Here is a 25,981-nt window from a genome sequence, read left to right as displayed (position 1 = left end):
TTTTTTAATAAAAGCGTGTATCATCTCTACTTAGGTACTGCAAGTACCTTAAAGGAGAGGTGCAGATGAAAACACGTCATGAAACGACTCAGCCGACTGCTCCGGCTGGTCAAATGGATATGAAAGCTGCCTTAATCATGATCTTAGTGATGATGGCCCCAATGCTAGATACCACGATGACCAATATTGGCATCAACACTATTTTGAAAGACTTAAACTCGACTGTCAACACTATTCAGTGGGTCACTTCGGCCTATGTCTTGGCGTTAGGCTTAGCCGTACCACTGGCCGGTTGGCTCGTTGATCAATTATCTGGCAAGTTATTGATGGAAATTGCGCAGGTTGCATTTTTAGTTGGCTCGCTGGTTTCCGGCATGGCTAGTAACGTTTCGATGTTGCTGATTGGGCGAATCGTTCAAGGGGCGGCCGCTGGGATTATTATTCCGCTGGCCACGACTTTGATGATTCGGATGGCACAAGGGCAAAATTTAGGCCACTTGATGTCTGTTGTCGGCTTGCCGATCGTTTTTGCCCCAATTCTTGGTCCCACGGTTGGCGGGGCATTGATTAAGTTTTGGAGTTGGCACTGGTTATTTTACATCAATATCCCAGTGATCGTGGTCGCGCTTGTTTTGGTGCAAGCTTACTTACCGACGTTTGCGCCCAATCCTGACAAACGGCGCCCCTTCGATTTCGTGGGCTTTACCTTGATTGTTGGGTTATTTTCTGGCTTGATCGTGGCCGTCACGAACTTTAGTCAGGACGATATTTTTGGTAAATTGAGTGTCTTGGCACCGGGGTTACTGGCACTCGATTGCTTGTTAGGCTATGTCGTGTATGCCGCCAAGTGGCCACGACGCGCTTTGCTCCCGCTGAAGCTGTTCAATAATGCTCATTTTTCTGCCTCGGCGATTTTGTTATTCATGTCCGGGCTGATGGTCAATGGGGCGATGTTTGCGTTGCCGCTGTTTCTGCAAACGAGTCGTCATTTGAGCGTCATTATGACTGGCGTTTATTTGATTGCACTGGGCGCGGGCATGTTGGTCACGCGAACGCAGGTGGGTAAGATCACCGATACGTATGGCGCCAAGTGGGTCGTGATTATTTCGCTGGTCATGGCCGTGGTCACAACGATCCCATTTGCGTATTTTACGGAAAGTACCCCAGATTGGTTAATTTTGACGATGTTATTCCTCATGGGCCTCAGCCGTAGTGGTGTGACGATTCCAATCATGAGTGATAGTTATACTGGGTTGAATCCAGAGTTGATTCCGGAAGCAACCGTCACCACGCGAATGGCACAAAATATTGGTGGGTCTATTGCGACCGCCATTTTAGCCGCGGTGATTGCGAGTGATGAGGGGAATAACGTCGCTACGACCGCGATGATGGCAACGGCTTACTATCATACCTTTATCTGGATTGCTGTTGGAACGGCCGTGGCAATTATCCCGGCCTTATTCTTAAGCGTAAAAACAAAGGCGGTGGCATAAATGTTAATTATTATCATGCTGATTGCCGGTTTCACTGCCGGTTGGTTATTGATTACCCGTCATCGGCTATGGGGAATTGTGGCTGTTGTGGTGATGCTGGGCTGTCAGGGGCTATTACTATTAGATACGGTCGCTCACTTTGGGACTAGTTTAACGACCCAAACTGTGACGACTAAAATTGCGCCTGTCGCTAGTATTAAGGGCAATCAGTTATTGGTCACTAAGCAGCTCAAGCAAGGTAAAACAAGTTATACCGCTTATGCCACGCGGCAACCACGAACTCGGAAAACACAGCTGATTTTGAACCATCAAAAGCGAGTCCGAATCGTGACGGGCGTTCGTGACGATCAGGTGGCAAAAGTGACCCAGAATCGGTGTTACGTTTATCGTCAAGCCTGGCTGAAATGGTTATTTAGCGGTGTGACAGCTGAAAACCAACGCCAGCAACAGACGGTCACTTATCGCTTGTCATCAACGTGGCATGTTTTGACTAAGGCCCAACTGACCACTTTAAGTCGGCGCTTAAAGCAGCCAGCTGTACAAGCGCAACTACAACAAACTGTAAAACAACAAGTGGCAACTAAGCTGAAAGCCCAGCCACAGTTGGCCAGTCAAAAAGCAACTTTAGTTAAACAGGCGGAACAAACCGCGATTAGTACAGTCATTAAGCAAGTTCAAAACGGACAAAATTAGTCTATTAGCGTAGTCATGGTGAGTTTTGCCATGACTTTTTTTGACCCGTGATTAAAGTCCTTAAAATGGTATGATTAAAGGAAAAACGTAGGGGGTTAAGCTGGTGTTTAATTATCAGGAGATTGAAAGCTTAAATCGGTTAGAGCTGACGGTTTATGATTATATTATTCAGAATAAAAGCGCTGTAATTAATATGACGATTCGTGAATTGGCTAATCAAAGTCATGTTTCGACCACGACTGTCTTACGATTTTGCAATAAGGTGGGTTTAGATGGCTTTATGGAACTGAAGTATGCCATCAAACGGGATTTGGCACACCAACAGCTGGAGCAACCTAAAATGACCCGGGTCGTTGATTCCGTTAATGAATTTTTAGGTCGGTTTAATGATCAAACTTATCAGGATCATGTGCAACAAGTGGCGGAGATGATGGTTGACGCCGACTTGATTTTATTTTTCGGGATTGGGACCAGCGCTACTTTTGCGCAATATGGGGCCCGTTTATTGGCTAATCTAGGGCTATATACACTATCCATTATTGATCCATTTCAACCACAACCGACACAATTACGGCATGCTGAAAAGATTGTGCTAGTCGATGTTTCCGTTTCTGGTGAACGTGAACAAGTGTTAAAGCAAGCACAGTTTTACCATGAACTCGGGGCGAAGGTCGTCTCAATTACCAATACGGCTGTTTCAACCTTGGCCCGACTTTCAGATATTAATATTGCATACAATGCGCATGAAGTTCGTGACATCATTAATGATGATGTTGATTTGACGACCCAAGTCCCAGTTGTTTTGACGATGGAACAAATTATGCATAAGACACATCAGATTCAAGCAGCCCGGCGTGCAAAAGCCGATAGCTAGCGGATACTACCCTGAAATGTAACAGGTTACTTTTTTGTGACAGGTTATATTTGGAACACCTGTTTTTTTAGCGCCATTTAGCCTTTTCAAAGCGATAGGCGTTCGTTATAGTTGTAAATGAAAGCGGATACAGAAAACGACTGGCCAGTCATGATTCGCGATTGATTTGCAATTATTCAGCATGGAGGGGTGTTCAATTATGGGCGATTTTATGAACAACAAAATCTTGCCACCAATAATGAAGTTCGTTAACACCAAAGCCATCACTGCTCTGAAAAATGGGATGCTTTTCACCTTACCATTTATCATGATTGGCTCAGTGTTCTTGATCTTAGCATCGTTGCCAGTCGCTTCTTGGGCTGCATGGATGACCAAGACCGGACTATCAGCGATTTGTATGCAGATTTATAACGCGTCATTCGGGGTAATGTCAATCTTTGCCGTTTCTGGGATTGCATATACCTGGGTTAAAGATGACGGCTTTGATGCGATGCCAGCGGGATTAACCGCACTCGTTAGTTTCTTAATTATTCAGCGGCCAACCACTGCCATTATGATTAATGGTAAAGTGGCAGTTACCGCAGCCCAAGCTGCTCAAGTCCCAATGATCGACCGGACTTGGTTAGGCGGCCAAGGCATGATTGCAGCTATTTTAATCGGGTTAATCTCAGGCTGGATCTACTCATGGTTCTTAAAGCGCGATATTCGAATCAAATTACCAGAACAAGTGCCAGCTGCTGTTGCTGGGTCATTTACTGCTTTGATTCCAGCCACTGCGATTACCGTTGGTTGGTTAGTCGTTTATGGCCTGTTCGATGTCTTCGGCAATACGACTTTAGTTGAATTTATTTACAAAGTTGTTCAAACTCCATTACAAGGGTTAACGGATACTTTTGGCGGAATGTTGATTATTGCGTTACTCATTCCATTATTCTGGTTCTTCGGGGTTCACGGTGCCGTTATTATTGGCGGTATCATGGGACCATTATTGCAAGCCAACTCATTAGCTAACGCTAAGATCACGGCTGCTGGCCACATTGCTTCTGCTAGCAACGGTGGACACATTGTCACCCAATCATTACTTGATCAATTCGGGACGGTGACTGGTTCTGGGATGACTTTAGGCTTGGTTGTCTTCATGGTCTTCTTTGCCAAATCACAACAAATGAAATCAATTGGCCGTTTAGGTATTGGGACTGGGGTCTTCAACATTAACGAACCTGTCCTCTTTGGGACACCAATTGTCATGAACCCAATCTTGGCTGCACCATTTATCTTGATGCCAGCTATTTCCATGGGTGCCACTTATTTAGCTATTAAGTTTGGGGTGATTCCATACTTCCGTGGACCAATGGTGCCTTGGACCACGCCGCCAATTATTTCAGGGTTATTAGTTGGTGACTGGCGGACCGCTGTTTGGCAAGGTGGGATGATTGTCTTATCATTCTTCGTTTATTGGCCATTTGCGCGTAAGCAAGATGCGATCCTATACAAACAAGAACAAACGAAGTTACAAGCTGATACTGATGGTATTGATATCAGTGAAGGCACGAAAGCTGATAACTAAATAGTTAATCAGTTGGAGAAGGCTGCGATAGTAATTTATCGTGGCTTTTTTTGATTCGAAGCTGAAAATTGAAAACCGCTGGACTATCCCGCGGTGATGCCTAATCAGGCTATGAAAGCTAGTTGATAATTGCCGCTTCCGGTTGTTGTTGATAACATGCGGCCGAGGGACCGGGGCAAGCCTGAGAAACGTCTTGTCCCTCGCCCGGAAGCTTTGCCTAAACCGCAAATCTCCCGGCCGGTCCGTGGTGTAAGACCGGAAATTCGCCGGTCAAACGCCACCTACACGGCCGATGCCATCAACAACAACCTACAGCTATTAGTCAATTGTTTAAATTTAGCAGAGTCAGTCAGAATTAGTGTGCCGTGTCGGCAAGAACGGATTCCGCCTGATGGGAGTAATGATTGGTATGAAACCATTTTAGGCATAACCAATGCGAGTATTACTATTCTGTGTAGGTCTAGTTTTTAAACATTTTATTGGGGGCTTGTGATTAAATGCGTGCTAACGATGATTATTGTGTGAACGGAGGGAACGATTATTAGCGTACAAGAGGTCTTGGAATTTTGATTATAAATACATATCAATGTATTTAATGACACAATTTTTTTGAGACTTCCATATTTTGGTAGGATAAATCACAGAAAAACTTCGTTAAATGATATAATGAGATACATCTTAATCACTAAAAGGAGGGGCCTAAATTGTTAATTGATTTTTCAATGGAGAACTTTAAATCTTTCAAAGACAAGGTAACTTTATCTTCTGAAGCCGGTCAGCGACTAAGTAAATATAAAAAGACGAATACACTGGATATTGGCAGAACGTCGGTTTTAAAAAACCTGTTAGTCTTTGGTCCAAATGGTGCCGGCAAGTCAAATCTTTTAGATGGCATCAAGACGATGAAAAATATGGTTTTAAACGATCCTGCCAAAGCCACCGATTCGTTACCTATCAACCTGTTTCAACTAGATCCGGAGTTACTTGAAGATGAGCCACAAACGACATTCTGTGTTGATTTTAAAAGAAATAGCAATGAGTTTAAGTATGAATTTTCCTATAATCAAAAAATGATTACTCGTGAGGAACTAACTATAAATAATAAGAAGACCCCTTATTTTAAACGGGTGGGTAAACGATTTGAAATCTTGCCCAAGGAGTTAGTGTCCGTTTCAAAAAGAACCAAACCTAATTCGCTTTTCTTGTTTACTGCACAACAAAACAATGATTTTAATGCTATTGAAGTCGTCACATGGTTTGATGAAGATTTAATTTTTGTTGGGGATTATAGTAGAGCGGCAATTCCTGATAACCTAGCACTGTTGATCAAGAATAATAGTGTGAAAGAACAATTGCTTAGATTTTTACATTTTGCTGATTTTAATATCACGGATATTGAAGTGATAGATTCTGCCAAAACTTCAATCCCAGTTTCTGGTTACAGCATACCTTTACAGACCAACAGGACTGAACTTTTTACGATGCATAAAGAATATGGTACTGATGGTGTATTCTTGGGGAAAACCAAGAAGATGCCAATCGATAGCGAATCTCGCGGAACTCAAAAGATACTGATGATTGCGTTATCAATTATTAATGCAGAGTTAAATGATAATGGGAAGACGCTACTTTTTGATGAGTTTGATGATTCACTTCACTTGGAATTGTCGCAAGCCTTAATCAAGATATTTAACTCAGAAGCAAATAAGAACCAATTCATCTTAACGACACATGAACTACAACTGTTAGATTCAAAAGTACGAGTCGATCAAATATACTTTGTAGAAAAAGATTTTCACGGTATCAGTGATTTAAGCTCAATCTTTGATTTCAATGATCCCCGTAATATTTCTCGCAGTGGAGTTAGCTATATGAAGCGGTATTTAGAAGGAAGATTCGGTGCTAAACCGATCATTGATTCAGATGAAATGCTAGAGTCCTTGGGTGACATAAAAGGTAAGGGACCTAATCATGAGGGGTAGGCAGAAGAAAGGAAATGGCAGGGGCGAGAAGGCCTATCATAAAACGATTGACATATTTGTTGAAGGAGGAAGTAATCATTAACTAAAACGTAGAAAAACGTTGAAATATGTAGAAGAAAATACCAAGCGGCCACAGAGAGAAAATATGGAGGTAGCGAGCTTGGTAATGATTAAAGCTAGTGATTTTGATTCCACAGTTCGAATTTCGTAAAAAAGTGCAAAATGTCTTTCCCAAATAAGAATCGTGTTATTTATACCACTTTAATGATCAAATCACTGACATCGATAGTCGCCTAAATTATAATTAGAAGTGTGCTTACAAACTAATAGACAACACTAATTTGGGTGGTGACGATGCTGATGATTCGAACACAAAAGGTAAGGCTTTACCCCAACCGTCATATGGCAAAGGTACTCGATAGCCTTTGCGATTATCGAAGATATTGCTGGAATGAGGGGCTGTCCACTTGGAATGATATGTATGATTTGCATACACTTGATTTAAGTAGTCCCCGTCCCAGTGCTTATTCAGTTCGGAATGAGTTAGTCGGAAATAAAGCAGATTGGCAGTACGAGTTATCAGCACGTACCCTCCAATTAGCTGTGGCTGATTTAGGACATGCTTGGCAAAACTTCCTTGACAAATCACAACCTGATTGGGGTAAGCCAACTTTCAAGTCGAAAAAGGCCGCTCGACAAGGCTTTAAAACCGACCGGGCTAAACTTGTCGCTGGTAAGGTTCGCTTGGATAAACCACGTGGTGTTAAAGATTGGTATGACATCAGGATTAGCAAACATTCGGATTTGTCAGGCGTGCTGAAGGTAATCAGTATTTATCGTGAAAATGGCAAATACTGGGCCAGTCTTCCTTTAGAAGTTGAGCTTGATGCCAAACTACGAACTGGTGATGTATCGGCTGTTGACGTGAATGTTGGACATTTAAACTATACAGCCGGTGTTGTTGGTGCAGTGCCGAAACGATTACGCAAATTATATCAGCGAATCAAGTTTTACCAAAAGCAGTTAGCTCATAAGCGAGTCATGAATGGTAATAAAGCAACCAAAAGTGGTCGTTACGTTGCAATGAGAGCCAAATTGCAACGTGACTATCGCAAAGTTGCTAATATCCAACATGACATTATGCAAAAGTTTACGACAAAGCTAGTCAACGATTACGATACAATCGTGATTGAAGACCTGTCAGTTAAGTCTATGCAAATGAGCCACATTGCTTCTAAAGGTTTGCAACGGTCAATGTTCGGCTACTTCCGGCAGATATTAACTTATAAGTGCGACTGGTATGGTAAAGAACTGATTTTGGCAGATCGACAGTATCCCTCAACCCAGCGCTGTTCAAAGTGTGGTCATATCAAATCTGGAAACAACAAAATCACGCTCCAAGGTAATGCAACACATCAGACTAAGCATAATGAATATGTTTGTTACAGTTGTGGAGCTGTGATTGATCGTGATGAAAATGCGGTTGCTAATTTACTAGCTTTAATCTAAAGCAAAAAAAATCACAACTAAACGGGGCTGGCTAAGTCCTCATGCTGTCATAGTTGGTCAATGTGATTACTCCTTAGTGGAATATCGGAAAACCGGCGTGATAACGGTAGCAAGTAAAATAAAAAAAGGAAATATGCAACCTTTCTGAATGTAGAAATCAGTAATGTTTTTCTACATTTCTCCATATTTTGCATAGCAGAATCAGAACTGCAATATTTAAAAATGCTCCAACGAAAGTATAGTGCAAGCAATGTTTTACGGATTAAGCAATTGTCTGGTAAAAAAGGCCCAGCGCTAGTTAGTACAGCTAAAAGACAAGTCGCTAATGGCAATCGGAAGCATGCAGAAGAAGTTTATCTGATGTTCGACCGGGATGACCTGACCGTTAACGAAATTAAGACTGCTGAACGGCAAGCAAAAATGGCGGGATATCGAATAATTTTCTCCAGCATTGATTTTGAAGTGTTTATTTTGTTGCATTTTAAAGCATTTAGTAAGTCTTACACGAGGCCAGAATTGATACAAACTTTATCAGGATCTAAATGTTTTGATCAAGATTATAAAAAGTTTAAGGGCTCAGAATATGATAAACATTTGATTGATAGTGTGGCCACTGCAGTGAAAAATGCCAAAGCGTTGAGTGAAAATAACCCAGGAGACATGGCAACAACTGACCCATACCTAAACGTTCAAGATCATATTCGGCTGATATTTGGGAGAGAAGATTAAGAATTTTAGTGTTTTACCTCAATGGCTGTTTTTCTGGTGATGATCAATTGAGACAGATTTAATAAGTGTAGAATTGTGGCACTCAGGACTATTGGTTATTGCGGCTTTGATATGCTTGAGCGGTTAGAAAAATTGGAGGAATTGTTGATGGCAAGAATCAACGAACAAACGTCTCTCGAAAAATGGAATCGTTCACTGGCAGTTAAAATTCCACACCAGATTATTAAAGAGCTTAATTTGAAAGACAATCAGCTTTTGACCATATCTGTTCAAGGTGACTCAATTGTCCTAACACCAATTGAAAAGCAGCCGACAAATATTCATGAGTTGTTTGCTGATTGGGAAGATGATAGTCAGCGAGACAGTGAATTAGATTGGGGACCAGCTATGCCTAACGAAATCGTTTGGTAGATTTGCAATTGATAAATATCGTATTTGACAGTCTATGTAGGCTGTCTTTTTTTAGACTTATTGGCCTCCTGAATTCAATAATGCAAAATTGACAAACTATTTTCCACCAAGCTCATCAAGTCACTATGAATTCGATAATAACCGTGTTTTCCAGCAGTTGTTGATTTGTAATACACTTCAATATCACAGTAATAAAAAATTTATGAGGCAAGTGCTTGACTTTTATCGTTTACGATTGTAAACTTTAGTCATAAATTACAAATGTAAACGACACGGAGAGAACTTTGGGGAGGTTGTTAAGATGAATAAAGCAGAAATGAACGATATGCCAAAAATGGCACCAGAAATGGACATGAGTAAGATGGATATGTCTGATATGGACATGGATATGGGTGGCGGCCAAATGATGCACATGGGAAACTTGAAACGGAAGTTCTGGGTTTCCTTGATTTTGACGCTACCGATTCTCCTGATGAGTCCGATGATGGGGATGCAATTGCCATTCCAATTAGTTTTTCATCCAAGGTCAGACTATTTAGTCGGGGTGATCGGGACGATTGTCTTCATTTATGGTGGTCAACCGTTCTTCAGCGGGGCGAAAGCTGAATTGGCGAATAAAAAGCCCGCAATGATGACCTTGATTGCGATGGGGATTGGGGTTGCCTTCATCTACAGTATTTATGCAGTGATCGCCAATAACCTCTTAAATGTCACCCCACAAGTGACCGACTTCTTCTGGGAACTGGCTACTTTGATCGATATCATGTTACTAGGTCATTGGATTGAAATGAATACGGTCATGAATGCCGGTTCAGCGGTTGATAATTTAGCGAAGTTATTGCCAAGTTCGGCGCACAAAGTCGTTAATGGTGAGACGAAAGACATTGATATTTCAGAATTAGTTGAAGATGACCATATTCAAGTTCGTGCCGGTGAAAAGATTCCAGCCGACGGGGTCATTGTGAGTGGGAATACATCAGTCAATGAGTCCATGGTCACTGGTGAAGCACGTTTAGTTGAAAAAGGCCCAGATGGCAAAGTCGTTGGTGGCTCAGTGAACGGTGAAGGGACGTTTGAAATGCATGTCACTGGGACTGGTGAAACTGGGTATTTGGCCCAAGTCATGAAGCTAGTGACAGACGCTCAGGCGGCTAAATCAGCACAAGAAAACATGGCTGATCGAGTGGCTGGGCTACTATTCTATGCTGCTTTAACGGTTGCTATCGTGGCTTTCATTGTTTGGATGCTCGTTGGTAATTTAGCGTTGGCCTTGTCGATTGCAGTTACTGTTTTAGTCATTGCTTGCCCGCACGCACTTGGTTTAGCAGTGCCATTAGTAGTCGCACGTAGTACCGCGATTGCGGCTAGTCACGGCTTATTGATTCGGAACCGGGATTCAATGGAAAAAGTCAAAGAATTAAACTACGCCTTAATGGACAAAACAGGCACGTTGACTGCTGGTAACTTCAAAGTAGCCGAATATCAAAGTTTAGATCCGCAAGTTAAAGCTGATGAGGTTTTAAGTCTCATGGCAAGTTTGGAAAATGGGTCCAGTCATCCGTTGGCAGTCGGCATTTTAAAGGCTGCTAAAGCGCAAAAGCTGACTTTAGCAACCGCCACTGATGGTCATCAAATTACTGGGGTCGGTCTCAGCGGAACAGTTTCAGGTCAGACGTATCAAGTTGTGTCTGCTGCCTATTTGGACAAACAAAAATTGGCTTATGATCAAGCTGCTTTTAACCGTCTAGCTTCAGCTGGGAATTCCGTTAGTTTCTTAGTTCAAGATCAACAAGTGCTTGGCTACGTGGCTCAAGGTGACCAGATCAAACCAGAAGCGAAGAATTTGATTGATAGTTTGAAAGCGCAAAAGATTACGCCAGTGATGTTGACCGGTGATAACGCGCAGAGTGCCCAAGTTGTAGCTAAACAATTGGGGATTACTGAAGTTCATGCGAGTTTGTTGCCTGAAGACAAGGCTAAATTAGTTCAACAATATCAAGGTGATGGGAGTCGGGTCATGATGATTGGTGATGGCGTCAATGATGCGCCTAGTCTAGCTAGTGCAGATATTGGCGTTGCGATTGGTTCTGGGACGGATGTCGCGATTGATTCGGCGGATGTTGTCTTAGTTAAGAGTAACCCAAATGATGTCGTTGAATTCTTGGAATTAGCTCGTCAAACCACTCGGAAAATGGCCCAAAACCTCTGGTGGGGGGCTGGTTACAACGTGATTACGATTCCACTGGCAGCCGGCATCTTAGCACCGATTGGCTTTATTTTAAACCCAATGGTCGGGGCCGCTGTGATGGGTTTAAGCACGGTGGTCGTAGCTATCAATGCAATGACACTGCATATTAAAGATTAAACTGATGACCGTAAATTAAATGTTGCAAATGCGTGTAACTGCTTGGTTTAGGTGCTAAAATTGAAGTACTTAAATCAAGGAAGTGAGTCCCATGTGTACAAGTTTAACGTATCAAACAACGGGCGGTGATCAATTCTTAGCTCGAACGATGGATTTTGCTTTTGAACTCGGTGGTCGGCCAGTGGTCATCCCTCGGCAACACCACTTTACGAGTGTGACGACTGCGGCGGGCTTTGATGCACCATACAGTTTCGCGGGAACTGGACGGGATCTCAATGGCTATATCTTAGTCGATGGCGTCAATGAATATGGTGTCAGCGCAGCCGCCTTGTATTTCTCCGGTCAGGCACATTACGCGGCCGAACCTGTTGACGGTCAAATCAATTTGGCTCCCCATGAAGTGATCATGTGGATTTTAGGTAACGTTAAGAGCACGGCTGAATTGGGTGACCGTTTGGCAGATTTAACGATTACTGAATCCGCCGCACCGTTATTGAACATCGTGGTGCCATTGCATTGGATCATCAGTGATCGCGAAGGCAACACTTATGTTTTGGAACAAGAAGCGGATGGGATGCACTTTATGAAGGATCCTGTGGGTGTGATGACGAACTCACCAGATTTCGGCTGGCATTTACAAAACTTGAGTAACTATGTGGAACTTCAACCAGAACCGCATGCGGAAACGCGTCAATATGGTGACCTCCAGATCAATGCTTTTGGACCTGGGACTGGTGCGCTAGGGATGCCTGGGGATTACACTTCACCATCACGCTTCATCCGGACGGTCTTTAACCGTGAACATACAGAAGCGGTGGCGACCGATGGGGAAGCTGTGAACGCCTTATCACACATGTTAAACTCAGTCGAGATTCCTAAGGGCGTCAAGATTAAGGCCGATGGGTCTGCCGATTATACGCAATATCGGTCATATATGAGCATGAATGAACCAGCCTTCTATATGCAACCGTATAATGATCAAACCATTACGCGGGTCGCTTTAACCGAAGACTTAATGACTGCTTCAGCACCGACGGAATTTGCGTTAGCGACGGCACAACAATTCAATCAAGTGAACTAAAACAAAGACGTCTAATCTAATGTTGGTTAGACGTTTTTTTATTGAGTTCATTTAACAAAACAATGTCATTAATGCTACACTTTAACTGAGTTTAGGGATACATAACTTTAAGTGCGGATCGCGCTTGCATTTTCAGCTAAAAAGGAATAACATCTATTAAGTGATAATGATTATAAAGTAGCTGATGGGGGTTAGCAAAATGAAACAAAAAATGACCTTAGCACAACGCGTAAATATTTTACGGGCGAGTGTCATGGGTGCCAACGATGGCATCTTATCGGTCGCCGGGATCGTTGTGGGGGTCGCAGGTGCGACCACTAACAGCTATTCAATCCTGATTTCTGGTCTAGCTGGGATGCTGGCTGGGACGATTTCCATGGCAATGGGTGAATATGTGTCGGTCAATACACAAAAAGATGCTCAAAAGATGGCGATTCAACGTCAAAAAAAGGCGTTGGCCGACAATTACGACGATGAAGTCGCGATGGTGACTAAAAAGTATGTGGATCAAGGCATTAGTACTCCTTTAGCACAGCAAGCAACGGCGGAAATGATGCAAGAGGATGCCTTAGTGACGACGGTTCGTGAACGCTACGGCTTTAATCCGAGTGAATTTATTAGTCCTTATGCGGCTGGGATTGCGTCGATGATCTCATTTCCAACGGGGTCCATCTTGCCACTAGTGTCGATCACCTTTTTCCCAGCCCACATTAAAGTGCTAGCGACCGTGATTGCGGTGGCGATTGCGTTAGCGATTACTGGCTATACGGCGGCAATTCTTGGTAACGCGGATCGGAAGCACAGTGTTTTCCGGAATGTCTTTGCCGGATTGTTAACCATGTTAGTGACGTATTTTATTGGGCATTTATTTGCTTAGCGTTAATTGAGGGGGAAAGAGCAGATGATTATGTCAAAAACGAAACCAAAAAAAGCCCAACAAACGATGGACGAAAAACTGAATACGTTGCGAGCGGGCGTCCTTGGTTCTAACGATGGTATTTTGACCGTTGTCGGGGTGTTGTTCAGTGTGGCGGCGGCCACTAGCAATCAATTCACGATCTTTATTGCGGGATTATCCGACCTGTTAGCCTGTGCATTTTCGATGGCGTCAGGTGAATACGCGTCAGTTAGCACACAAAAAGATACTGAGAAGGCCGTGGTTGAAAAAGAACGGCAACTGTTAAAGACAAATTTTGAGGATGAATTAGCGGCGGTTAAACGCCATTATATGACCTTAGGCGTGACTGAAACCACGGCAATGGCGATCGCCAAAGACTTGTTAGCGAAGAAACCATTGGAGACGGTCGTAAGTGTTAAGTATGACATGAAACTTGGCCATTATATGAATCCCTGGGACGCGGCCTTTTCATCACTGTTTTCGGCTTCGGCCGGTGGGATTTTTCCACTATTTGCCATGACGTTTTTACCGACGGCCATGAAATGGCCGGGGACAATCATCGCCGTTTCATTGTCTGTGGCGTTGACCGGTTACTTATCAGCCGTTCTTGGTAAAGGGAACGTGAAGACTGCAGTTATTCGAAATGTGATTGTCGGGATTATTACCATGTTTATTCACTACTATGTTGGGACGTTATTTTAAACGATTAATATTAAATCAGTCATGAAACGGATTCGTCAAAATTAGACGGACCCGTCTTTTTTTGTTGAAAATATGCGTTGAATTTTCAGTGAGTTTTAATCAAGCCCCGGTATAATGTTGCCATTAATCTATAAACAGGGGTAAACGAGAATTGAAAACTAAAACCACTAGTCGCTATATGCAAGGCATTATGTGGGCAATGTTGGCGTCGACACTCTGGGGAATCTCCGGGACCGTCATGCAATTTGTCTCACAAAATCAAGCAATTCCCGCTGACTGGTTCTTATCGGTCCGGACCTTATCTGCTGGGGTCATTTTATTAGCTATTGGAGCCATCCAACAAGGCCGGGGCATTTTTAAAGTGTTCCATTCTTGGGCGTCAGTCGGCCAATTGGTCGCATACGCCACACTCGGTTTGATGGCGAACATGTACACTTTTTATGTCAGTATTGAAAAAGGGACGGCCGCTGCCGCTACGATTTTGCAATATTTGAGTCCGCTATTTATTGTATTAGGGACCTTAGCCTTCAAACGTGAATTACCGTTACGAACGGATATGATTGCGTTTGGCGTCTCGTTATTAGGCGTCTTTCTGGCAATTACGCGCGGCAATATTCATGAATTAGCGATTCCAATGGATGCCTTGGCTTGGGGCGTGTTATCTGGGGTCACGGCAGCCCTTTATGTGGTTTTACCGCGTAAAATTGTGGCCGAAAATTCGCCCGTCGTCATTTTAGGCTGGGGGACGTTGATTGCTGGGGTGCTCTTTAACTTGTACCATCCACTCTGGCGAGGGGCGCCGAAAATCACGCCCAGTTTAGTGACTTCGATTGGCGCAATCGTGTTGATTGGGACGATCTTTGCGTTCCTATCACTGTTACACAGTTTGCAATTTGCGCCGTCAGCCGTTGTCAGTATCGTGGACGCGGTTCAGCCAGTTGTGACGTTTATTTTAAGTATCATTTTCTTGGGCTTAAAAGTCAGCATTGTTGAAATTATTGGGTCAGTGCTGGTCGTTGTGGCAATTTATATTCTCCAACGGTTCCGCAGTGATCCCAATTTAGACTAGGCTTAACTTAAATCGATCAGTGATAACTTGGATCATTTCAAGTTATCACTGATTTTTTTGCGCAGTTCAGGCTACAGTTGACGACACAAACTTTGGGCGGTAACTTAAGATTCAGGATTAATCAATGGAGGGATATCGGATGGCAACATTATTGACAGCGGCACAACAAGCACAAGGGCGTAAAATTTTGACTGAGTTTGACCATTTAGCCGGTTTTGTTCCTGGCGAAGGGTCACTCAATCCAGTGATTGTGATGGTTTCGGAAGCCCCAGGGCGGGTTGAAGCGCAAGTCGGTCATCCTTTTCAAGGACTAGCGGGAACTGAGTTGGATCGTTGGTTAGCTGAGCTTGAGTTAACTCGTGATCAGATCTATTTGACTGGGGCCGTACGTTCACGGCCATATAAAATTGGCGCGACCGGCCGCAAAAGTGATCGCCGTCCAACGAAAGCAGAAGTGGCAGCCAGTGCGCCGTTGCTGGATTCAGAATTACAACAGTTGCAGCAACATGTCCTAGTTCCGCTTGGCAATACGGGATTACAACGTCTGTTGGGGCCGAAAGTCAAAATTAGCGCGGTCCATGGGCAAGCCTTACACGCCCCAATTCAGCAGTGGTCGGCCCAGAACCAGCGTTTTGAGTGGTCAGCGGATGAGTATGTGATTTTTCCACTATACCATCCCTCATATAGTCGGCGATTTAAGGCCGTTTTACCGACTGTCGAGGCCGATTTAAAGGCACTTAAAGCCTATCTGGCGTTGACGAAAGGGGACGGAAATAAGCTGTCAAAAACTTGCAACTAACTTCTGAAGGCTTATATTGTCGCTACCAGGGGTAATATTGAAAATAAATTAAAAAATATGCCGTCATTATCTAAAAAATAATGGCGACATGTTGATTACATTTAAATTTAGTTATTAATACCAAGCAGGCTTGTCGCCATCGGTATTTGGTTTGTTAACACCGAGTGACTCGCGAATACTCTCGCTTGGGTTTTCAGCAAGTTTAACCACTAACGCTGCGATACTCTTGCGTGAGACTTCGGTTCCTTTGAAGGCGTCATGGCGACCGGTTGTTTCGTAATCGATTTCGTCTTTATCCGTCAGCCAAGCTGGTCGAATAATCGTGTAGTCTAAGTCCGAGTTTTCGAGGACTTCGGCGGCACTGTAATAGGTGGTCAGATAACTGCCTAGAGTGGCATTGTTCCATTCACCGAATTTGCCGGGCACTTCGTCGTAAATGCCTAAGGTTGAAATCCAAATCAGTCGTTTGAGACCAGTGGTGTGCATCGCTTTTAAGATGGTTTCAGCTTGGGCTTTAATGTTTTTACCAGCCAAGTTGGCATAAACGACATCTTGACCTTGCATCGCTTGGGTCAATTTTTCAACATCCGTGGTATCACCATCGATAACCGTGACACGATCAGACTTTAAATCCGCCACACGTTGGGCATTTCGTAAGTAAAGTGTGAGTTTTGAATCTGTTTCTGCTAAAAATTGTTGTTCGGCTAACCGGGCAATTTGGCCAGCGGCACCGAGGATTAATACGTTTGTCATGAATATCCCCTCCTGAATAGCTTAACTGTAAATCTTATGATTACAGAATGCAAGTGACACGCTTCAAACTTTTTTGAGCAAAATTGTGCCACTTCTAAAAATTAGCACTATAATGAACTTGTAACGGATGATGAATCCGTTTTCCAAATAAAAGAGGCGAGTCTCATGGCACAAAAGCTTAGCAAGGAACAAAAAAAGGCTATGATTCAAAAAGCTGAAGAAGAACGTGCAAAGCATCCAAAGCAAAAGAACGGCGTTTCCGGTTTTGAAACGATCGATGAAGATGCTAAGAAATTATCCAACAACTAATTTCTAACACGATAGCAATCAGGTCAATCACATTTTGTGTGATTGACCTGATTTTTTTAGCTTAAAGATAGCCGTTCTGATAGGGGCGCAGTATAATATTAACAAACGGATGGGGGTGGCTCACATGGCTGAATTTACGACTTTTATCGCGGCGTTAGACCAAACGTTAGCGCAAGAAAAGTTGGCTACTACGGAGTTAGTCTATGTGCCAGTAACGTTTAGTTATCATGACCAACACTTACAAGTTGAGATTAATATGCTTCAAACCTCGTTTAATCAAGGGGACAATGTGTTTGCTGTCCCAGATATTTTAGACCGGATTCGGATGTTAGTTGGTCTGGAACTCGCTGATCGGCCAAAAGCACATTGGCCACGTCAAAGCTCGACCAAAAATTTGACGATCACACCACATAAAGTGGTACGGGTTATTCCGGTCGATATGAGTGTTTATCAAGTTGATTAAAGTTAAATTTAGCACTCCGGCGTATTGAGTGCTAAATTCTTGCATTCAAGTTCCAAATGATTAGGATAGAAACTGTAAACAAGTTGAAAGGGTGATTTAGATATGGCTAACGATATGATGAATTGGCACAATGACTTATTTGATCGATTTAATGATTTGACGAAGATGGATGATCTGGTTAATGGTTTGGAACGGTCATTCTCCGGCAATTTTGGGAGTAGTTCAGTTTTAAAGACTGATATCAAAGAAACTGACGAACAATATGAGATGCATGTTGATGTTCCCGGCATTAAGAAGGATGACATTGCTTTGAAGTATCGTGATGGCAACTTATCAATTGCCGTTAAACGTGATAGCATTAGTGATGACAGCGATAAAGACGGCAACATGATTGCGAGTGAACGTCGGACGGGGCGTTTTGGCCGTCAATACGCGTTACCAGATGTGGACGCGTCGAAGATCGAAGCGCACTATGAAGATGGTGTTTTGAAATTGACGTTGCCTAAGAAGGCTGCGGCCGATACCCATCACATTGAAATTCAATAATTAACTTAAACCGGTGCTTTGAGCAATGCTGCTCAGGCGCCGCTTTTTTGACTTAGATTTATTGGTCGTTTAGCTTAACTTTTAAGTGGAAATTGGGTCATTGGCTTTAGAACTAAAGATTTTCAATAATTTGAGTTTTGATTGCCCAACCGGCCTGATTTTCTGGTACAATTCAGTAATATCAGTCGTTGAGGTTAATGAGCTTGGCTAGTTAATTGAGCCAAGCTCATTAACAGCTAGCGACGGGTTGATGGCGGCAAGTTGTGCTATCAGTTAGTATTTGGAATAGTCGTAGGATTAGCAGAAAGTAGGAATGCGTGATGACGGAAGGTTTTAGACCGAGTCACCCTAAGATATCGATTGACGATGACCCTGGAATACGGTCCCAAATCGAAGGGTTAACTGGTGAACTCTCACAACAACAACTCGCCAAATGGGCGTTGGTTATCGCTAAAAAAGCGATGCAGTATGTCGATGACAATCAGAAGCACGATCGGCAATTACGGTTGGCAATCGATGCCAATGAATTATGGCAGGTCAATTTAGCAAGTGTCTATCAAGTACGGCAAGCAAGCGCCAAAGTTGAGGCGATGATTGCCAATAGTACTAGCTCAATTGGGGCGGCCGCTTTGGAATGTATTAGCTGGGCGATTGCGTCGGCCTATGTCGATGAAAATGCCTTGCGGGCAGCTGATCAGGGTATTAAGTTGGTTAATTTGACCCAACCGAATGATCCGGCGGCAGTTACCGCGGAACGCCAATGGCAATATCAGCAATTAGCTGAATTAGTCCAGAACATCAATTTGGGGCTACGGCATATGTTATAATTCTCACAGAGTTAAGTTAGGTGGGGAAAATTATGACGACCGAAGCACATGCGGAAGCTAAGCAAGAGTTGTTGCGTCAATATCAAGAAATCGTGACCAAGTATTTAACGAATATCAAGGAAACGGTGGATGCAGACGCGCATTATAAATTAAAAAATGAATTGGGATTTAACTATTTTGTCGACTATTTATTTTTGGCAAACGTTTGTTATCAAGCTAGTTTAGATATTTTAAATAATGAAGATCAAAAATATCCGGAGTCTAATGACCGCTTAGCGACGATCATCGTTAAGTATCCAGAGTACATGACCTTGGCCGTGTTTAACGCGGATTTTCAAGATGCTAGTGTGACTGATCACTATGAAAAAACTTTGGTTGATTTAGCAAACCGGTTAGAATAAGTTAAGCTAAAAAGTAACGCCACGAGCCCTGCTAAATGGGGTGCGTGGCGTTTTTAGGAGGAAATCAAATGATTGAGTGGTCATCAACCACAATTAAGGCTTTTCAAACGACCTTACTAGACTGGTATGACAAGGCTGGTCGGGATTTACCTTGGCGGCATGATCATGAGCCTTACCATATTTGGGTATCAGAAATCATGTTGCAACAAACCCAAGTCCAAACTGTGATTCCATATTATGAGCGCTTCATGGCTTGGTTCCCAACGGTGACGGCCTTAGCGCAGGCCCCCGAGGAACGACTGTTAAAGGCGTGGGAAGGACTCGGGTATTATTCACGAGTTCGTAACATGCAACGCTGTGCGCGGCAGTTATTGGCCGATTATGATGGTCAGTGGCCACAAACCGCGGCTGAACTGAGTGATTTGATCGGGATTGGCCCGTATACGGCTGGCGCTATCGCCAGTATTGCCTTCAACGAGCCGGTACCCGCGGTCGATGGCAATGCCTATCGCGTTTTTAGCCGTTTGTTAGAGATCGATGCGGATATTACGAAGCCGGGCACGCGGGAAATCTTTGAACAGGCGATTAGTCGGATTATGTCAACGGATCGCCCGGGAGATTTCAATCAAGCCATCATGGACCTGGGTGCGAGTTATATGACGGCACGGCAACCAGATACGGCGCACTCGCCAGTCAAAGCGTTCAACCAAGCTTATTTGGATGGCAAGGAACTCGACTATCCTGTTCGAACCAAGAAGCCACGGCCACAACCGGTCGATTACGTGGCTGTCGTTACTAAAATGGGGCCAGACTGGTTAATGACACAACGTGGTAGCAAAGGGATGCTGGCCAACCTTTGGACAGTACCACTGATCAAGCTCACGGATCTAGACGTGACGACCGATGATTCGGCAGCTGACTTAATTAGCGCAGTTCGTCAGTATTTTAAACAGGAATATCAGTTGATTTTAACGGCGACTACTCTGGCCGTCCGCCCGGTAACGCATACGTTTACGCATCAGAAGTGGACGATTCAGTTGCTACAAGGGCAAGTTGAACCGGCAGAACTGGCCTTTTTTGCAGGAGAACGCGTGTCTCCCACTGACTTGGCGACGTTGCCGATGCCCAAAGTCCAAGCCAAAATTTGGGATCGTTATCGGCAGGCTGACCCTGAGTAAGCGCTGAGGGCCGCAACGTGTTGAGATTGTGTTAAACTATTAGCAACTAATAATCAGGACTAAACACAATGGAGGGCGCCACATGCTGAATGTATTTGATATCGTTAAGTTAACTAAGATAAATCACAAGGAAATCGACAGTAACCAGATCGTGGTAACTGATGGCAATGGTAAGCCCAATGCCGTTTTAACGGAGTTGCTCAATGACGTCGTCAGCAATATGCAGTTGTTTGTTAATATGACGGAGATTTACGCCGTGGACGATCTTTTACAAGCCTTATCAGCCCACACGCCATTGCCTGCCGATGTGCTTGATGAATATGAAAAGATCTTACGTGAACCGATTTATGAGATTAACTTTGTGCCGAAACGTGGCCAAGTTGAAGTTGTCGTCGGTGAAGGCTAAGTAAAAAAGATTCAGTTTGGTCAGCCGTTATTGGGTTGACCAAACTGAATCTTTTTTGACGTGACGATTAGTTTAAAGCGTCGTTTGCGGCTTGCCAACCATGATCTGGCTGCCAGTCGCGTTTTTTGATGTCGCTTAAATAGGGGTTACCGGCGACGACAAAACGGAGTGGTAGTTGGCCACTGGCGGCGGTCGGGTTTACGCCAACTCGTGGTAGTGCCAGAATTTCTCGTGGCACTTTCCGGTGGCTGAGGTCAATGGCTAACTCACTGTCGGTAATTGGCTGTAAATTCATTGCTTGGTCTTGAATGCCGAGCGCTTGCATCAGTTTTCCGGGACCATTGGATACTAGGACGCCGCTTTTACCACGATTGGCGACGAGTTGTTCAGGCTGAATGCTCGGCTCGATGGCGCGGATGAGGACGCCTTCTGGAGTTTCTGCCGGTTGGGTCACAATGTCTAACAGGTAATTAGCGCGTAAACGATAAATATAAAGTGTGCCGGGGCCACGGTACAACGGCTCACTAAAAGCGCTGCGCCGGCCGTTGTACGCATGTGCGGCGGTATCGTTGGTTCCGAGATAGGCTTCAGTTTCGACGATTAGGCCGCCGACAGTCATGGTCGGAGTGCGATATAATAAAGTTGTTCCTAACAGGGCTTGTGCAATTTCAGTTGTCGGTCGCCCGGTGAAAAAATCGGTGTTTGCAAATGATGAATGAGACAAAATAATCCCTCGAATTCTATAGATTGAAGATGGTATTGATGACCTTAAAATTAGAACGTATTTATACAAAGCCCGCTGACCTAGATGGTTACCGTATTTTAGTCGACCGGTTATGGCCACGGGGAATTTCCAAAGTGAACGCGCATTTGGATGACTGGGCAAAAGTCATGGGACCCAGCACGGAATTGCGAAAATGGTTCAATCATGATTCTGAGAAGTTTGCGGACTTTCAGACTCGCTATTTAGCAGAAATTGAGGCAAATCCTGCAACCGCTGAGTTTGTAAAAAAAGTAGCTGAACAACTTAAACAAACTAACGTCATTTTATTATACGGCGCCAAAGACGAACAGCACAACCAAGCGGTGGTTTTACGCGATTACTTACGGGATAGTGGTCAATTACCGTCTCTTTAATATTAAATTCTTTATAATACTCTTTATAAAATTGGAATAATTCGGCTTATAAACTGCGACTATCAAATTAATTTTATTATTTTCTTGAAAACGCTAGCAATTAGCCGCAAATTTTGCTATGATTAGGTTGTTAATTAATGACGTCAACTATTACAGTGCACAATAATGGGGGTTGCATTGTGATTCAAGCAAGATTGGGGATAATATTATGATAAACTTATGTGTGTTACCAAGTACCGCAAGTTGTCGGAAAGCCCATCGCTGGTTATTAGAACATCGGATTCCATTCCATGAACGGAATATGAATGCACAACCATTAACTGAAGCTGAAATTAAACATTTGCTCCAGTACACGTACGACGGGATTGATGATTTGATCAGTACTAAGTCGAATGCGTACCAACAATTAAGTCGAACCACACCAATTGAAGATATGTCACTAAGCGAAGCGGTACATGTCTTGAGTCAGACGCCACAGTTACTACGTCGGCCAATTATTTTTGATGACCATCGTTTGTTATGTGGCTTTAATCAAGACGAAATTCGGATGTTCATTCCGCGTGATCAACGTGTTTTGAAGCTGAAGTCATTGTCCGAACACCAAATGGCATAATGCTAGTGCGTCTAAGAGTGATGCATTAGTGCTGGGGTAATAAAAAACAAAAAAAGAGCCGTTAACTGTCATCAAAAACTGATGTAAACAGTTAACGACTCTTTACTTTTATAACTCACTGGATATGAATAATTGATTGTGTGAAATGTATCACAATGAAGTATACTGCCGAAAAGGGTGCGGTCAATCTATGCGTATTTATGCGCAATCTTGGCAGCGACGGCAGCGGCAATCGCGCCAACCAAATCATCGATAAAGGTATTGACGACGCCAGATTTGTCGGTGTCTAATTTTTTAATGACGCCCTCTTTGACTTTGTCGACATAACCATAGTTGGTGACGCCGATCGTGCCGTAGATATTGGCCATGTTTAAAGCAATACCTTCGTCGACCCCAAAAACGCCCGCATCACTAGCAACGATGGTCTGTAACGGTTCTTTGAGTTGACCTTCAGTTGCGAGTCGGTCTAGTTCGAGTGCGACCATGGCGTTGTTTAGGAGTTCCCGTTTATGCAAAACTTCTTGTGTCTCGGTTTCACATTCGGCAACGGTTAAGTCTGGAATGTAATTGATTTGCAAGTTATAAGTGATCTGAGCGATTTCGCGATAGGTGATACCCTTGGCTGCCAAGGCATTAACAACGAATTCATAAGCCGCTTTATCGGGGTATTTGAAATTTTTATCGTACATAATTTCCTCCAAGTTAATCAAAATGTTGGTTAAGATATTTTGTTTACTGACACAAGCTCAATTATAGGCGTGTTATGAGGAAAACGATATTGAAGGGGTCTCAGATTCAGTATTTGAGAACCAATCATTGGCGGACGCCGCCAACGATAAAGATAATAATTGAGATTTACCCCGAATCGGTTAGAATAGAAAGAGTGAACATAACGGGGAGCGTAGGAGATTTTGGTGAAACGGTTTAGAATAACACTTCAATTTCTGCTACTGACTTTTGTAATCGGCGCGGCTGTGGTTTTAATCGGGGCCCGCAAGAGTGATCCAAAGATTACAAAGGTGACGAGTCAATTAACCCCAAAAACGGCGGTAAAACTCAATGGTCAGTATCAGCAATCGAAGACAGCAACAATATTTTTACATGGGTACAACGGTGGCGCTAATTCAACCAATTATTTGATCAAGCATGCTGAAAAGGCAGGAGCGGCTCAAAAGGCATTGGTGGTCCACGTCTATAAGAATGGGGTCATGGCCTTTAAGGGGTATTGGCACCATTCACTGAAGAATCCAATGGTCCAAGTGGTCTTTCAAGATAATCATGCTTCGCAAAAGGCCCAGATCTATTGGTTACATCAAGTTTTAGTCCAACTGAAAGCGAAGTATGGGGTCGATCGGTACAACGCGGTCGGTCATTCCCTAGGCGCGAATGATATTGTGAACCAGGCGTTGACGTATGGGCATGACCGAAAGCTGCCCACACTGAATAAAATTGTGACGATTGGCGGGCCATTCGACGGGCTTACGGGCTACTTGAATGCTGAAACGGAGCATCAGGTGCGGCAAATGGCGGCAAAACCAGCCCGGTTTACGCGTCATTTTGCGACCATGTTATCAAAAAGACAGAATTTTCCCAAAAATGTTCAGATGTTGAACGTGATTGGAGATACCAACGCTGGCTTTAATAACGACGGTTACGTGGGCGTCGCTTCGGCCCGATCGATTAGCTATGTCTTACGTCACAAATTAGCTAAGTATGAAGAACGGTTCTATAGTGGGACTGCGGCGGCGCACTGTGCGTTAAATCAGAACCCACAAGTGGCGCGGTCGATGATTTCATTTTTATGGTGAGTTTAGTTGTGCGTTCCTTTTGACGGGAACGCCTTTTTTGAAAGGAAGCAATACAATTGGCAAAAATTTTTATTTCAGCGGCAATTCCCACGAGTGGTATCACGAGTTTACAAGCGGCTGGTTATCAACCGGATGTGTATCAAGGCAACGGGCTTATTTCACATGCTGAACTCGTAGCAGGTGTGGCGGATGCCGAAGTTTTGATTACGCCGCTTTCAACACAAGTCGATCAAGATGTGATTGACCATGCGCCTAAATTGAAATTAATTGCCAACTTTGGGGCTGGTTTTAACAATATCGATGTAAATTATGCAGCCAACAAGGCGATTGCGGTAACGAATACGCCGGACGTTTCGACAGCTAGCACGGCAGAGGTCACGGTCGGGCTGATATTAGCGTTGATGCACCGCATGGTCGAAGGCGACCAGCTGATGCGGACGACTGGTTTTGATGGTTGGGCACCGCTCTTCTTCTTAGGTCATGAAGTGAAAGGCAAGACGCTTGGGATTGTTGGGATGGGTGCGATTGGACAAGCCGTTGCCAAACGACTACATGCCTTTGGGATGAATATCGTTTATACGCAACGTCACCAATTGAACGTGTTTACTGCTAGCAAGACGGATGCGACGTACTTACCATTAACGGAATTATTGCAGACGGCGGATGTTGTCAGCTTACACGCACCGCTGACGAGTGAAACGCAACACTTATTGGGTGCTGACCAATTGGCCTTGATGAAATCAAGCGCCTATCTCATTAACGCGGCCCGGGGCCCATTAGTTGATGAGCACGCCTTATTAACTCAATTGCAACAAGGTAAACTGGCAGGAGCGGCCTTGGACGTTTATGAAACGGAACCGACGTTAACGCCTGGTTTTGCGGACTTAAAAAATGTGGTTTTGACGCCCCATATTGGCAATGCCACGGTCGAAGCGCGGGATGCCATGGCTAAAATCGTGACGGATAATGCGATTGCCGTCTTGAATGATGAAATTCCACAGGCTGTTGTGAATGGGGTGAAAGCGCCAGTGCAACCCCGTGATTAAGTTGGGTGGCTGACTGCTAAATTAGAAAAAGATTAAAGATATGGCTTGACGATTAAAAATAACGGTGGTATTGTTAATCACAAGTTAATAAGCGAACGTTAAACGTTACATCAAGTAGATGCAGGTCTGGGTGTCAGGAAGTCGGTGGTTGCTGCGAACCGATCAGGAGCTGTGGTTGAAATACGGTAGCGGAGTTTCAGATTTGAACGGGTAATAACTAGAACCGTTATCTTCTAGTGAGTGGGGGATTTTTTAATGAATCCTCAACCTGGGTGGTACCGCGACTAGTCTAATCGTCCCTGTTGTTCTAACGAACAATGGG

At 43.8% G+C, this 25,981-nt stretch carries 28 protein-coding genes; 25 read left to right on the top strand and 3 right to left on the bottom strand.

Translation table 11 applies throughout. The features are described from left to right. Positions 1 to 65 precede the first annotated feature (65 nt). The 14 genes from FFM70_RS00185 (at position 66) to FFM70_RS00120 (ending at position 16,172) form a co-directional block, all read left to right on the top strand. The gene (locus FFM70_RS00185; RefSeq protein ID WP_223877388.1) at positions 66 to 1,493 is read left to right on the top strand and encodes a DHA2 family efflux MFS transporter permease subunit; all 1,428 of its coding nucleotides are present in this window, start codon (positions 66 to 68) and stop codon (positions 1,491 to 1,493) included. Then, positions 1,494 to 2,186 carry a DUF4811 domain-containing protein gene (locus tag FFM70_RS00180; protein ID WP_137614847.1) on the top strand — a complete coding sequence of 231 codons (693 nt, stop codon included), beginning with the start codon at positions 1,494 to 1,496 and terminating at the stop codon, positions 2,184 to 2,186. Positions 2,187 to 2,289: 103 nt separating this feature from the next. Beyond that, positions 2,290 to 3,060: a MurR/RpiR family transcriptional regulator gene (locus tag FFM70_RS00175; protein WP_137614846.1), complete on the top strand. Its 771-nt coding sequence runs from the start codon at positions 2,290 to 2,292 to the stop codon at positions 3,058 to 3,060. A gap of 199 nt (positions 3,061 to 3,259) precedes the next feature. After that, positions 3,260 to 4,627 (top strand): PTS sugar transporter subunit IIC, encoded by a 1,368-nt coding sequence (locus tag FFM70_RS00170; RefSeq protein ID WP_137614845.1) that lies wholly within the window; start codon positions 3,260 to 3,262, stop codon positions 4,625 to 4,627. 704 nt (positions 4,628 to 5,331) lie between these two features. After that, the gene (locus tag FFM70_RS00165) at positions 5,332 to 6,609 is read left to right on the top strand and encodes an AAA family ATPase (protein ID WP_137614844.1); all 1,278 of its coding nucleotides are present in this window, start codon (positions 5,332 to 5,334) and stop codon (positions 6,607 to 6,609) included. A gap of 360 nt (positions 6,610 to 6,969) precedes the next feature. Then, positions 6,970 to 8,118, top strand: a complete 1,149-nt coding sequence (locus tag FFM70_RS00160; protein ID WP_137614843.1) for an RNA-guided endonuclease InsQ/TnpB family protein — start codon at positions 6,970 to 6,972, stop codon at positions 8,116 to 8,118. A gap of 144 nt (positions 8,119 to 8,262) precedes the next feature. Next, positions 8,263 to 8,847: an RloB family protein gene (locus FFM70_RS00155; RefSeq protein WP_307722482.1), complete on the top strand. Its 585-nt coding sequence runs from the start codon at positions 8,263 to 8,265 to the stop codon at positions 8,845 to 8,847. Between the two features lie 147 nt (positions 8,848 to 8,994). After that, positions 8,995 to 9,258: an AbrB/MazE/SpoVT family DNA-binding domain-containing protein gene (locus FFM70_RS00150; protein WP_137614841.1), complete on the top strand. Its 264-nt coding sequence runs from the start codon at positions 8,995 to 8,997 to the stop codon at positions 9,256 to 9,258. A 301-nt stretch (positions 9,259 to 9,559) separates the two neighbouring features. Continuing rightward, positions 9,560 to 11,623, top strand: coding sequence for a heavy metal translocating P-type ATPase (locus FFM70_RS00145; RefSeq protein WP_223877387.1), 2,064 nt, complete (start codon positions 9,560 to 9,562; stop codon positions 11,621 to 11,623). A gap of 91 nt (positions 11,624 to 11,714) precedes the next feature. After that, a complete protein-coding gene (locus tag FFM70_RS00140) occupies positions 11,715 to 12,704 on the top strand; it encodes a choloylglycine hydrolase family protein (protein ID WP_137614840.1) in 990 nt (329 codons plus the stop codon). A 199-nt stretch (positions 12,705 to 12,903) separates the two neighbouring features. Continuing rightward, a complete protein-coding gene (locus FFM70_RS00135) occupies positions 12,904 to 13,581 on the top strand; it encodes a VIT1/CCC1 transporter family protein (protein WP_137614839.1) in 678 nt (225 codons plus the stop codon). Between the two features lie 30 nt (positions 13,582 to 13,611). After that, a complete protein-coding gene (locus FFM70_RS00130) occupies positions 13,612 to 14,304 on the top strand; it encodes a VIT1/CCC1 transporter family protein (RefSeq protein WP_379855485.1) in 693 nt (230 codons plus the stop codon). 178 nt (positions 14,305 to 14,482) lie between these two features. Further along, positions 14,483 to 15,373: a DMT family transporter gene (locus FFM70_RS00125; RefSeq protein WP_137615106.1), complete on the top strand. Its 891-nt coding sequence runs from the start codon at positions 14,483 to 14,485 to the stop codon at positions 15,371 to 15,373. A 139-nt stretch (positions 15,374 to 15,512) separates the two neighbouring features. Next, positions 15,513 to 16,172, top strand: coding sequence for a uracil-DNA glycosylase (locus FFM70_RS00120; RefSeq protein ID WP_137614837.1), 660 nt, complete (start codon positions 15,513 to 15,515; stop codon positions 16,170 to 16,172). Positions 16,173 to 16,286: 114 nt separating this feature from the next. Here the strand turns inward: FFM70_RS00120 and FFM70_RS00115 are convergent, their stop codons facing one another. Next, positions 16,287 to 16,925 carry an SDR family oxidoreductase gene (locus FFM70_RS00115; RefSeq protein ID WP_137614836.1) on the bottom strand — a complete coding sequence of 213 codons (639 nt, stop codon included), beginning with the start codon at positions 16,923 to 16,925 and terminating at the stop codon, positions 16,287 to 16,289. A gap of 165 nt (positions 16,926 to 17,090) precedes the next feature. On the opposite strand from FFM70_RS00115, the gene FFM70_RS13820 reads away from it, so the two are divergent. From FFM70_RS13820 to FFM70_RS00085, 7 genes are all read left to right on the top strand, one after another. Next, positions 17,091 to 17,234 carry a hypothetical protein gene (locus tag FFM70_RS13820; protein WP_171000307.1) on the top strand — a complete coding sequence of 48 codons (144 nt, stop codon included), beginning with the start codon at positions 17,091 to 17,093 and terminating at the stop codon, positions 17,232 to 17,234. 124 nt (positions 17,235 to 17,358) lie between these two features. Beyond that, positions 17,359 to 17,697: a hypothetical protein gene (locus tag FFM70_RS00110; RefSeq protein WP_137614835.1), complete on the top strand. Its 339-nt coding sequence runs from the start codon at positions 17,359 to 17,361 to the stop codon at positions 17,695 to 17,697. A gap of 102 nt (positions 17,698 to 17,799) precedes the next feature. Beyond that, a complete protein-coding gene (locus FFM70_RS00105) occupies positions 17,800 to 18,243 on the top strand; it encodes an Hsp20/alpha crystallin family protein (RefSeq protein WP_137614834.1) in 444 nt (147 codons plus the stop codon). Between the two features lie 320 nt (positions 18,244 to 18,563). After that, positions 18,564 to 19,070 (top strand): putative immunity protein, encoded by a 507-nt coding sequence (locus tag FFM70_RS00100; protein WP_137614833.1) that lies wholly within the window; start codon positions 18,564 to 18,566, stop codon positions 19,068 to 19,070. Positions 19,071 to 19,102: 32 nt separating this feature from the next. Next, complete coding sequence (locus tag FFM70_RS00095) at positions 19,103 to 19,471, top strand: hypothetical protein (protein ID WP_137614832.1); 369 nt, start codon at positions 19,103 to 19,105, stop codon at positions 19,469 to 19,471. Between the two features lie 68 nt (positions 19,472 to 19,539). Next, the gene (gene mutY, locus FFM70_RS00090) at positions 19,540 to 20,649 is read left to right on the top strand and encodes an A/G-specific adenine glycosylase (RefSeq protein ID WP_137614831.1); all 1,110 of its coding nucleotides are present in this window, start codon (positions 19,540 to 19,542) and stop codon (positions 20,647 to 20,649) included. A gap of 82 nt (positions 20,650 to 20,731) precedes the next feature. After that, complete coding sequence (locus FFM70_RS00085) at positions 20,732 to 21,055, top strand: hypothetical protein (protein WP_137614830.1); 324 nt, start codon at positions 20,732 to 20,734, stop codon at positions 21,053 to 21,055. Between the two features lie 67 nt (positions 21,056 to 21,122). On the opposite strand, the gene FFM70_RS00080 is transcribed toward FFM70_RS00085, so the two are convergent. Continuing rightward, positions 21,123 to 21,779, bottom strand: a complete 657-nt coding sequence (locus FFM70_RS00080; RefSeq protein WP_137614829.1) for a DNA-3-methyladenine glycosylase — start codon at positions 21,777 to 21,779, stop codon at positions 21,123 to 21,125. Between the two features lie 38 nt (positions 21,780 to 21,817). Here FFM70_RS00080 and FFM70_RS00075 point away from each other — a divergent pair, with 38 nt between their 5' ends. Both FFM70_RS00075 and FFM70_RS00070 read left to right on the top strand, forming a co-directional pair. Beyond that, positions 21,818 to 22,192: a DUF488 domain-containing protein gene (locus FFM70_RS00075; protein ID WP_137614828.1), complete on the top strand. Its 375-nt coding sequence runs from the start codon at positions 21,818 to 21,820 to the stop codon at positions 22,190 to 22,192. A gap of 208 nt (positions 22,193 to 22,400) precedes the next feature. Beyond that, positions 22,401 to 22,805: a Spx/MgsR family RNA polymerase-binding regulatory protein gene (locus FFM70_RS00070; protein ID WP_137614827.1), complete on the top strand. Its 405-nt coding sequence runs from the start codon at positions 22,401 to 22,403 to the stop codon at positions 22,803 to 22,805. A gap of 188 nt (positions 22,806 to 22,993) precedes the next feature. Here FFM70_RS00070 and FFM70_RS00065 read toward each other — a convergent pair whose 3' ends face one another. After that, a complete protein-coding gene (locus tag FFM70_RS00065) occupies positions 22,994 to 23,494 on the bottom strand; it encodes a phosphatidylglycerophosphatase A family protein (RefSeq protein WP_137614826.1) in 501 nt (166 codons plus the stop codon). A gap of 222 nt (positions 23,495 to 23,716) precedes the next feature. Between FFM70_RS00065 and FFM70_RS00060 the strand changes: the two genes are divergently transcribed. Both FFM70_RS00060 and FFM70_RS00055 read left to right on the top strand, forming a co-directional pair. After that, entirely contained in the window at positions 23,717 to 24,613 is an 897-nt protein-coding gene (locus FFM70_RS00060; RefSeq protein ID WP_137614825.1) for an alpha/beta hydrolase, read from the top strand. Positions 24,614 to 24,669: 56 nt separating this feature from the next. Beyond that, entirely contained in the window at positions 24,670 to 25,659 is a 990-nt protein-coding gene (locus FFM70_RS00055) for a 2-hydroxyacid dehydrogenase family protein (RefSeq protein ID WP_137614824.1), read from the top strand. Positions 25,660 to 25,981 lie beyond the last annotated feature (322 nt).

Source organism: Lactiplantibacillus nangangensis (genome assembly GCF_005405065.1).
In the GTDB taxonomy this organism is placed as follows: domain Bacteria; phylum Bacillota; class Bacilli; order Lactobacillales; family Lactobacillaceae; genus Lactiplantibacillus; species Lactiplantibacillus nangangensis.
The sequence above is the reverse complement of the archived record's forward strand: the minus strand, read 5'-3'. Positions and strand labels throughout refer to the sequence as shown.

Coding starts and splice junctions, on each gene's coding strand:
- FFM70_RS00095 (WP_137614832.1), top strand. CDS start 19,103: ATGACGACCGAAGCACATGCGGAAGCTAAGCAAGAGTTGTTGCGTCAA.
- FFM70_RS00075 (WP_137614828.1), top strand. CDS start 21,818: ATGACCTTAAAATTAGAACGTATTTATACAAAGCCCGCTGACCTAGAT.
- FFM70_RS00085 (WP_137614830.1), top strand. CDS start 20,732: ATGCTGAATGTATTTGATATCGTTAAGTTAACTAAGATAAATCACAAG.
- FFM70_RS00145 (WP_223877387.1), top strand. CDS start 9,560: ATGAATAAAGCAGAAATGAACGATATGCCAAAAATGGCACCAGAAATG.
- FFM70_RS00100 (WP_137614833.1), top strand. CDS start 18,564: ATGACGGAAGGTTTTAGACCGAGTCACCCTAAGATATCGATTGACGAT.
- FFM70_RS00185 (WP_223877388.1), top strand. CDS start 66: ATGAAAACACGTCATGAAACGACTCAGCCGACTGCTCCGGCTGGTCAA.
- FFM70_RS00180 (WP_137614847.1), top strand. CDS start 1,494: ATGTTAATTATTATCATGCTGATTGCCGGTTTCACTGCCGGTTGGTTA.
- FFM70_RS00065 (WP_137614826.1), bottom strand. CDS start 23,494: ATGTACGATAAAAATTTCAAATACCCCGATAAAGCGGCTTATGAATTC.
- FFM70_RS00150 (WP_137614841.1), top strand. CDS start 8,995: ATGGCAAGAATCAACGAACAAACGTCTCTCGAAAAATGGAATCGTTCA.
- FFM70_RS00160 (WP_137614843.1), top strand. CDS start 6,970: ATGATTCGAACACAAAAGGTAAGGCTTTACCCCAACCGTCATATGGCA.
- FFM70_RS00135 (WP_137614839.1), top strand. CDS start 12,904: ATGAAACAAAAAATGACCTTAGCACAACGCGTAAATATTTTACGGGCG.
- FFM70_RS00070 (WP_137614827.1), top strand. CDS start 22,401: ATGATAAACTTATGTGTGTTACCAAGTACCGCAAGTTGTCGGAAAGCC.
- FFM70_RS00125 (WP_137615106.1), top strand. CDS start 14,483: ATGCAAGGCATTATGTGGGCAATGTTGGCGTCGACACTCTGGGGAATC.
- FFM70_RS13820 (WP_171000307.1), top strand. CDS start 17,091: ATGGCACAAAAGCTTAGCAAGGAACAAAAAAAGGCTATGATTCAAAAA.
- FFM70_RS00110 (WP_137614835.1), top strand. CDS start 17,359: ATGGCTGAATTTACGACTTTTATCGCGGCGTTAGACCAAACGTTAGCG.
- mutY (WP_137614831.1), top strand. CDS start 19,540: ATGATTGAGTGGTCATCAACCACAATTAAGGCTTTTCAAACGACCTTA.
- FFM70_RS00130 (WP_379855485.1), top strand. CDS start 13,612: ATGTCAAAAACGAAACCAAAAAAAGCCCAACAAACGATGGACGAAAAA.
- FFM70_RS00120 (WP_137614837.1), top strand. CDS start 15,513: ATGGCAACATTATTGACAGCGGCACAACAAGCACAAGGGCGTAAAATT.
- FFM70_RS00115 (WP_137614836.1), bottom strand. CDS start 16,925: ATGACAAACGTATTAATCCTCGGTGCCGCTGGCCAAATTGCCCGGTTA.
- FFM70_RS00140 (WP_137614840.1), top strand. CDS start 11,715: ATGTGTACAAGTTTAACGTATCAAACAACGGGCGGTGATCAATTCTTA.
- FFM70_RS00170 (WP_137614845.1), top strand. CDS start 3,260: ATGGGCGATTTTATGAACAACAAAATCTTGCCACCAATAATGAAGTTC.
- FFM70_RS00105 (WP_137614834.1), top strand. CDS start 17,800: ATGGCTAACGATATGATGAATTGGCACAATGACTTATTTGATCGATTT.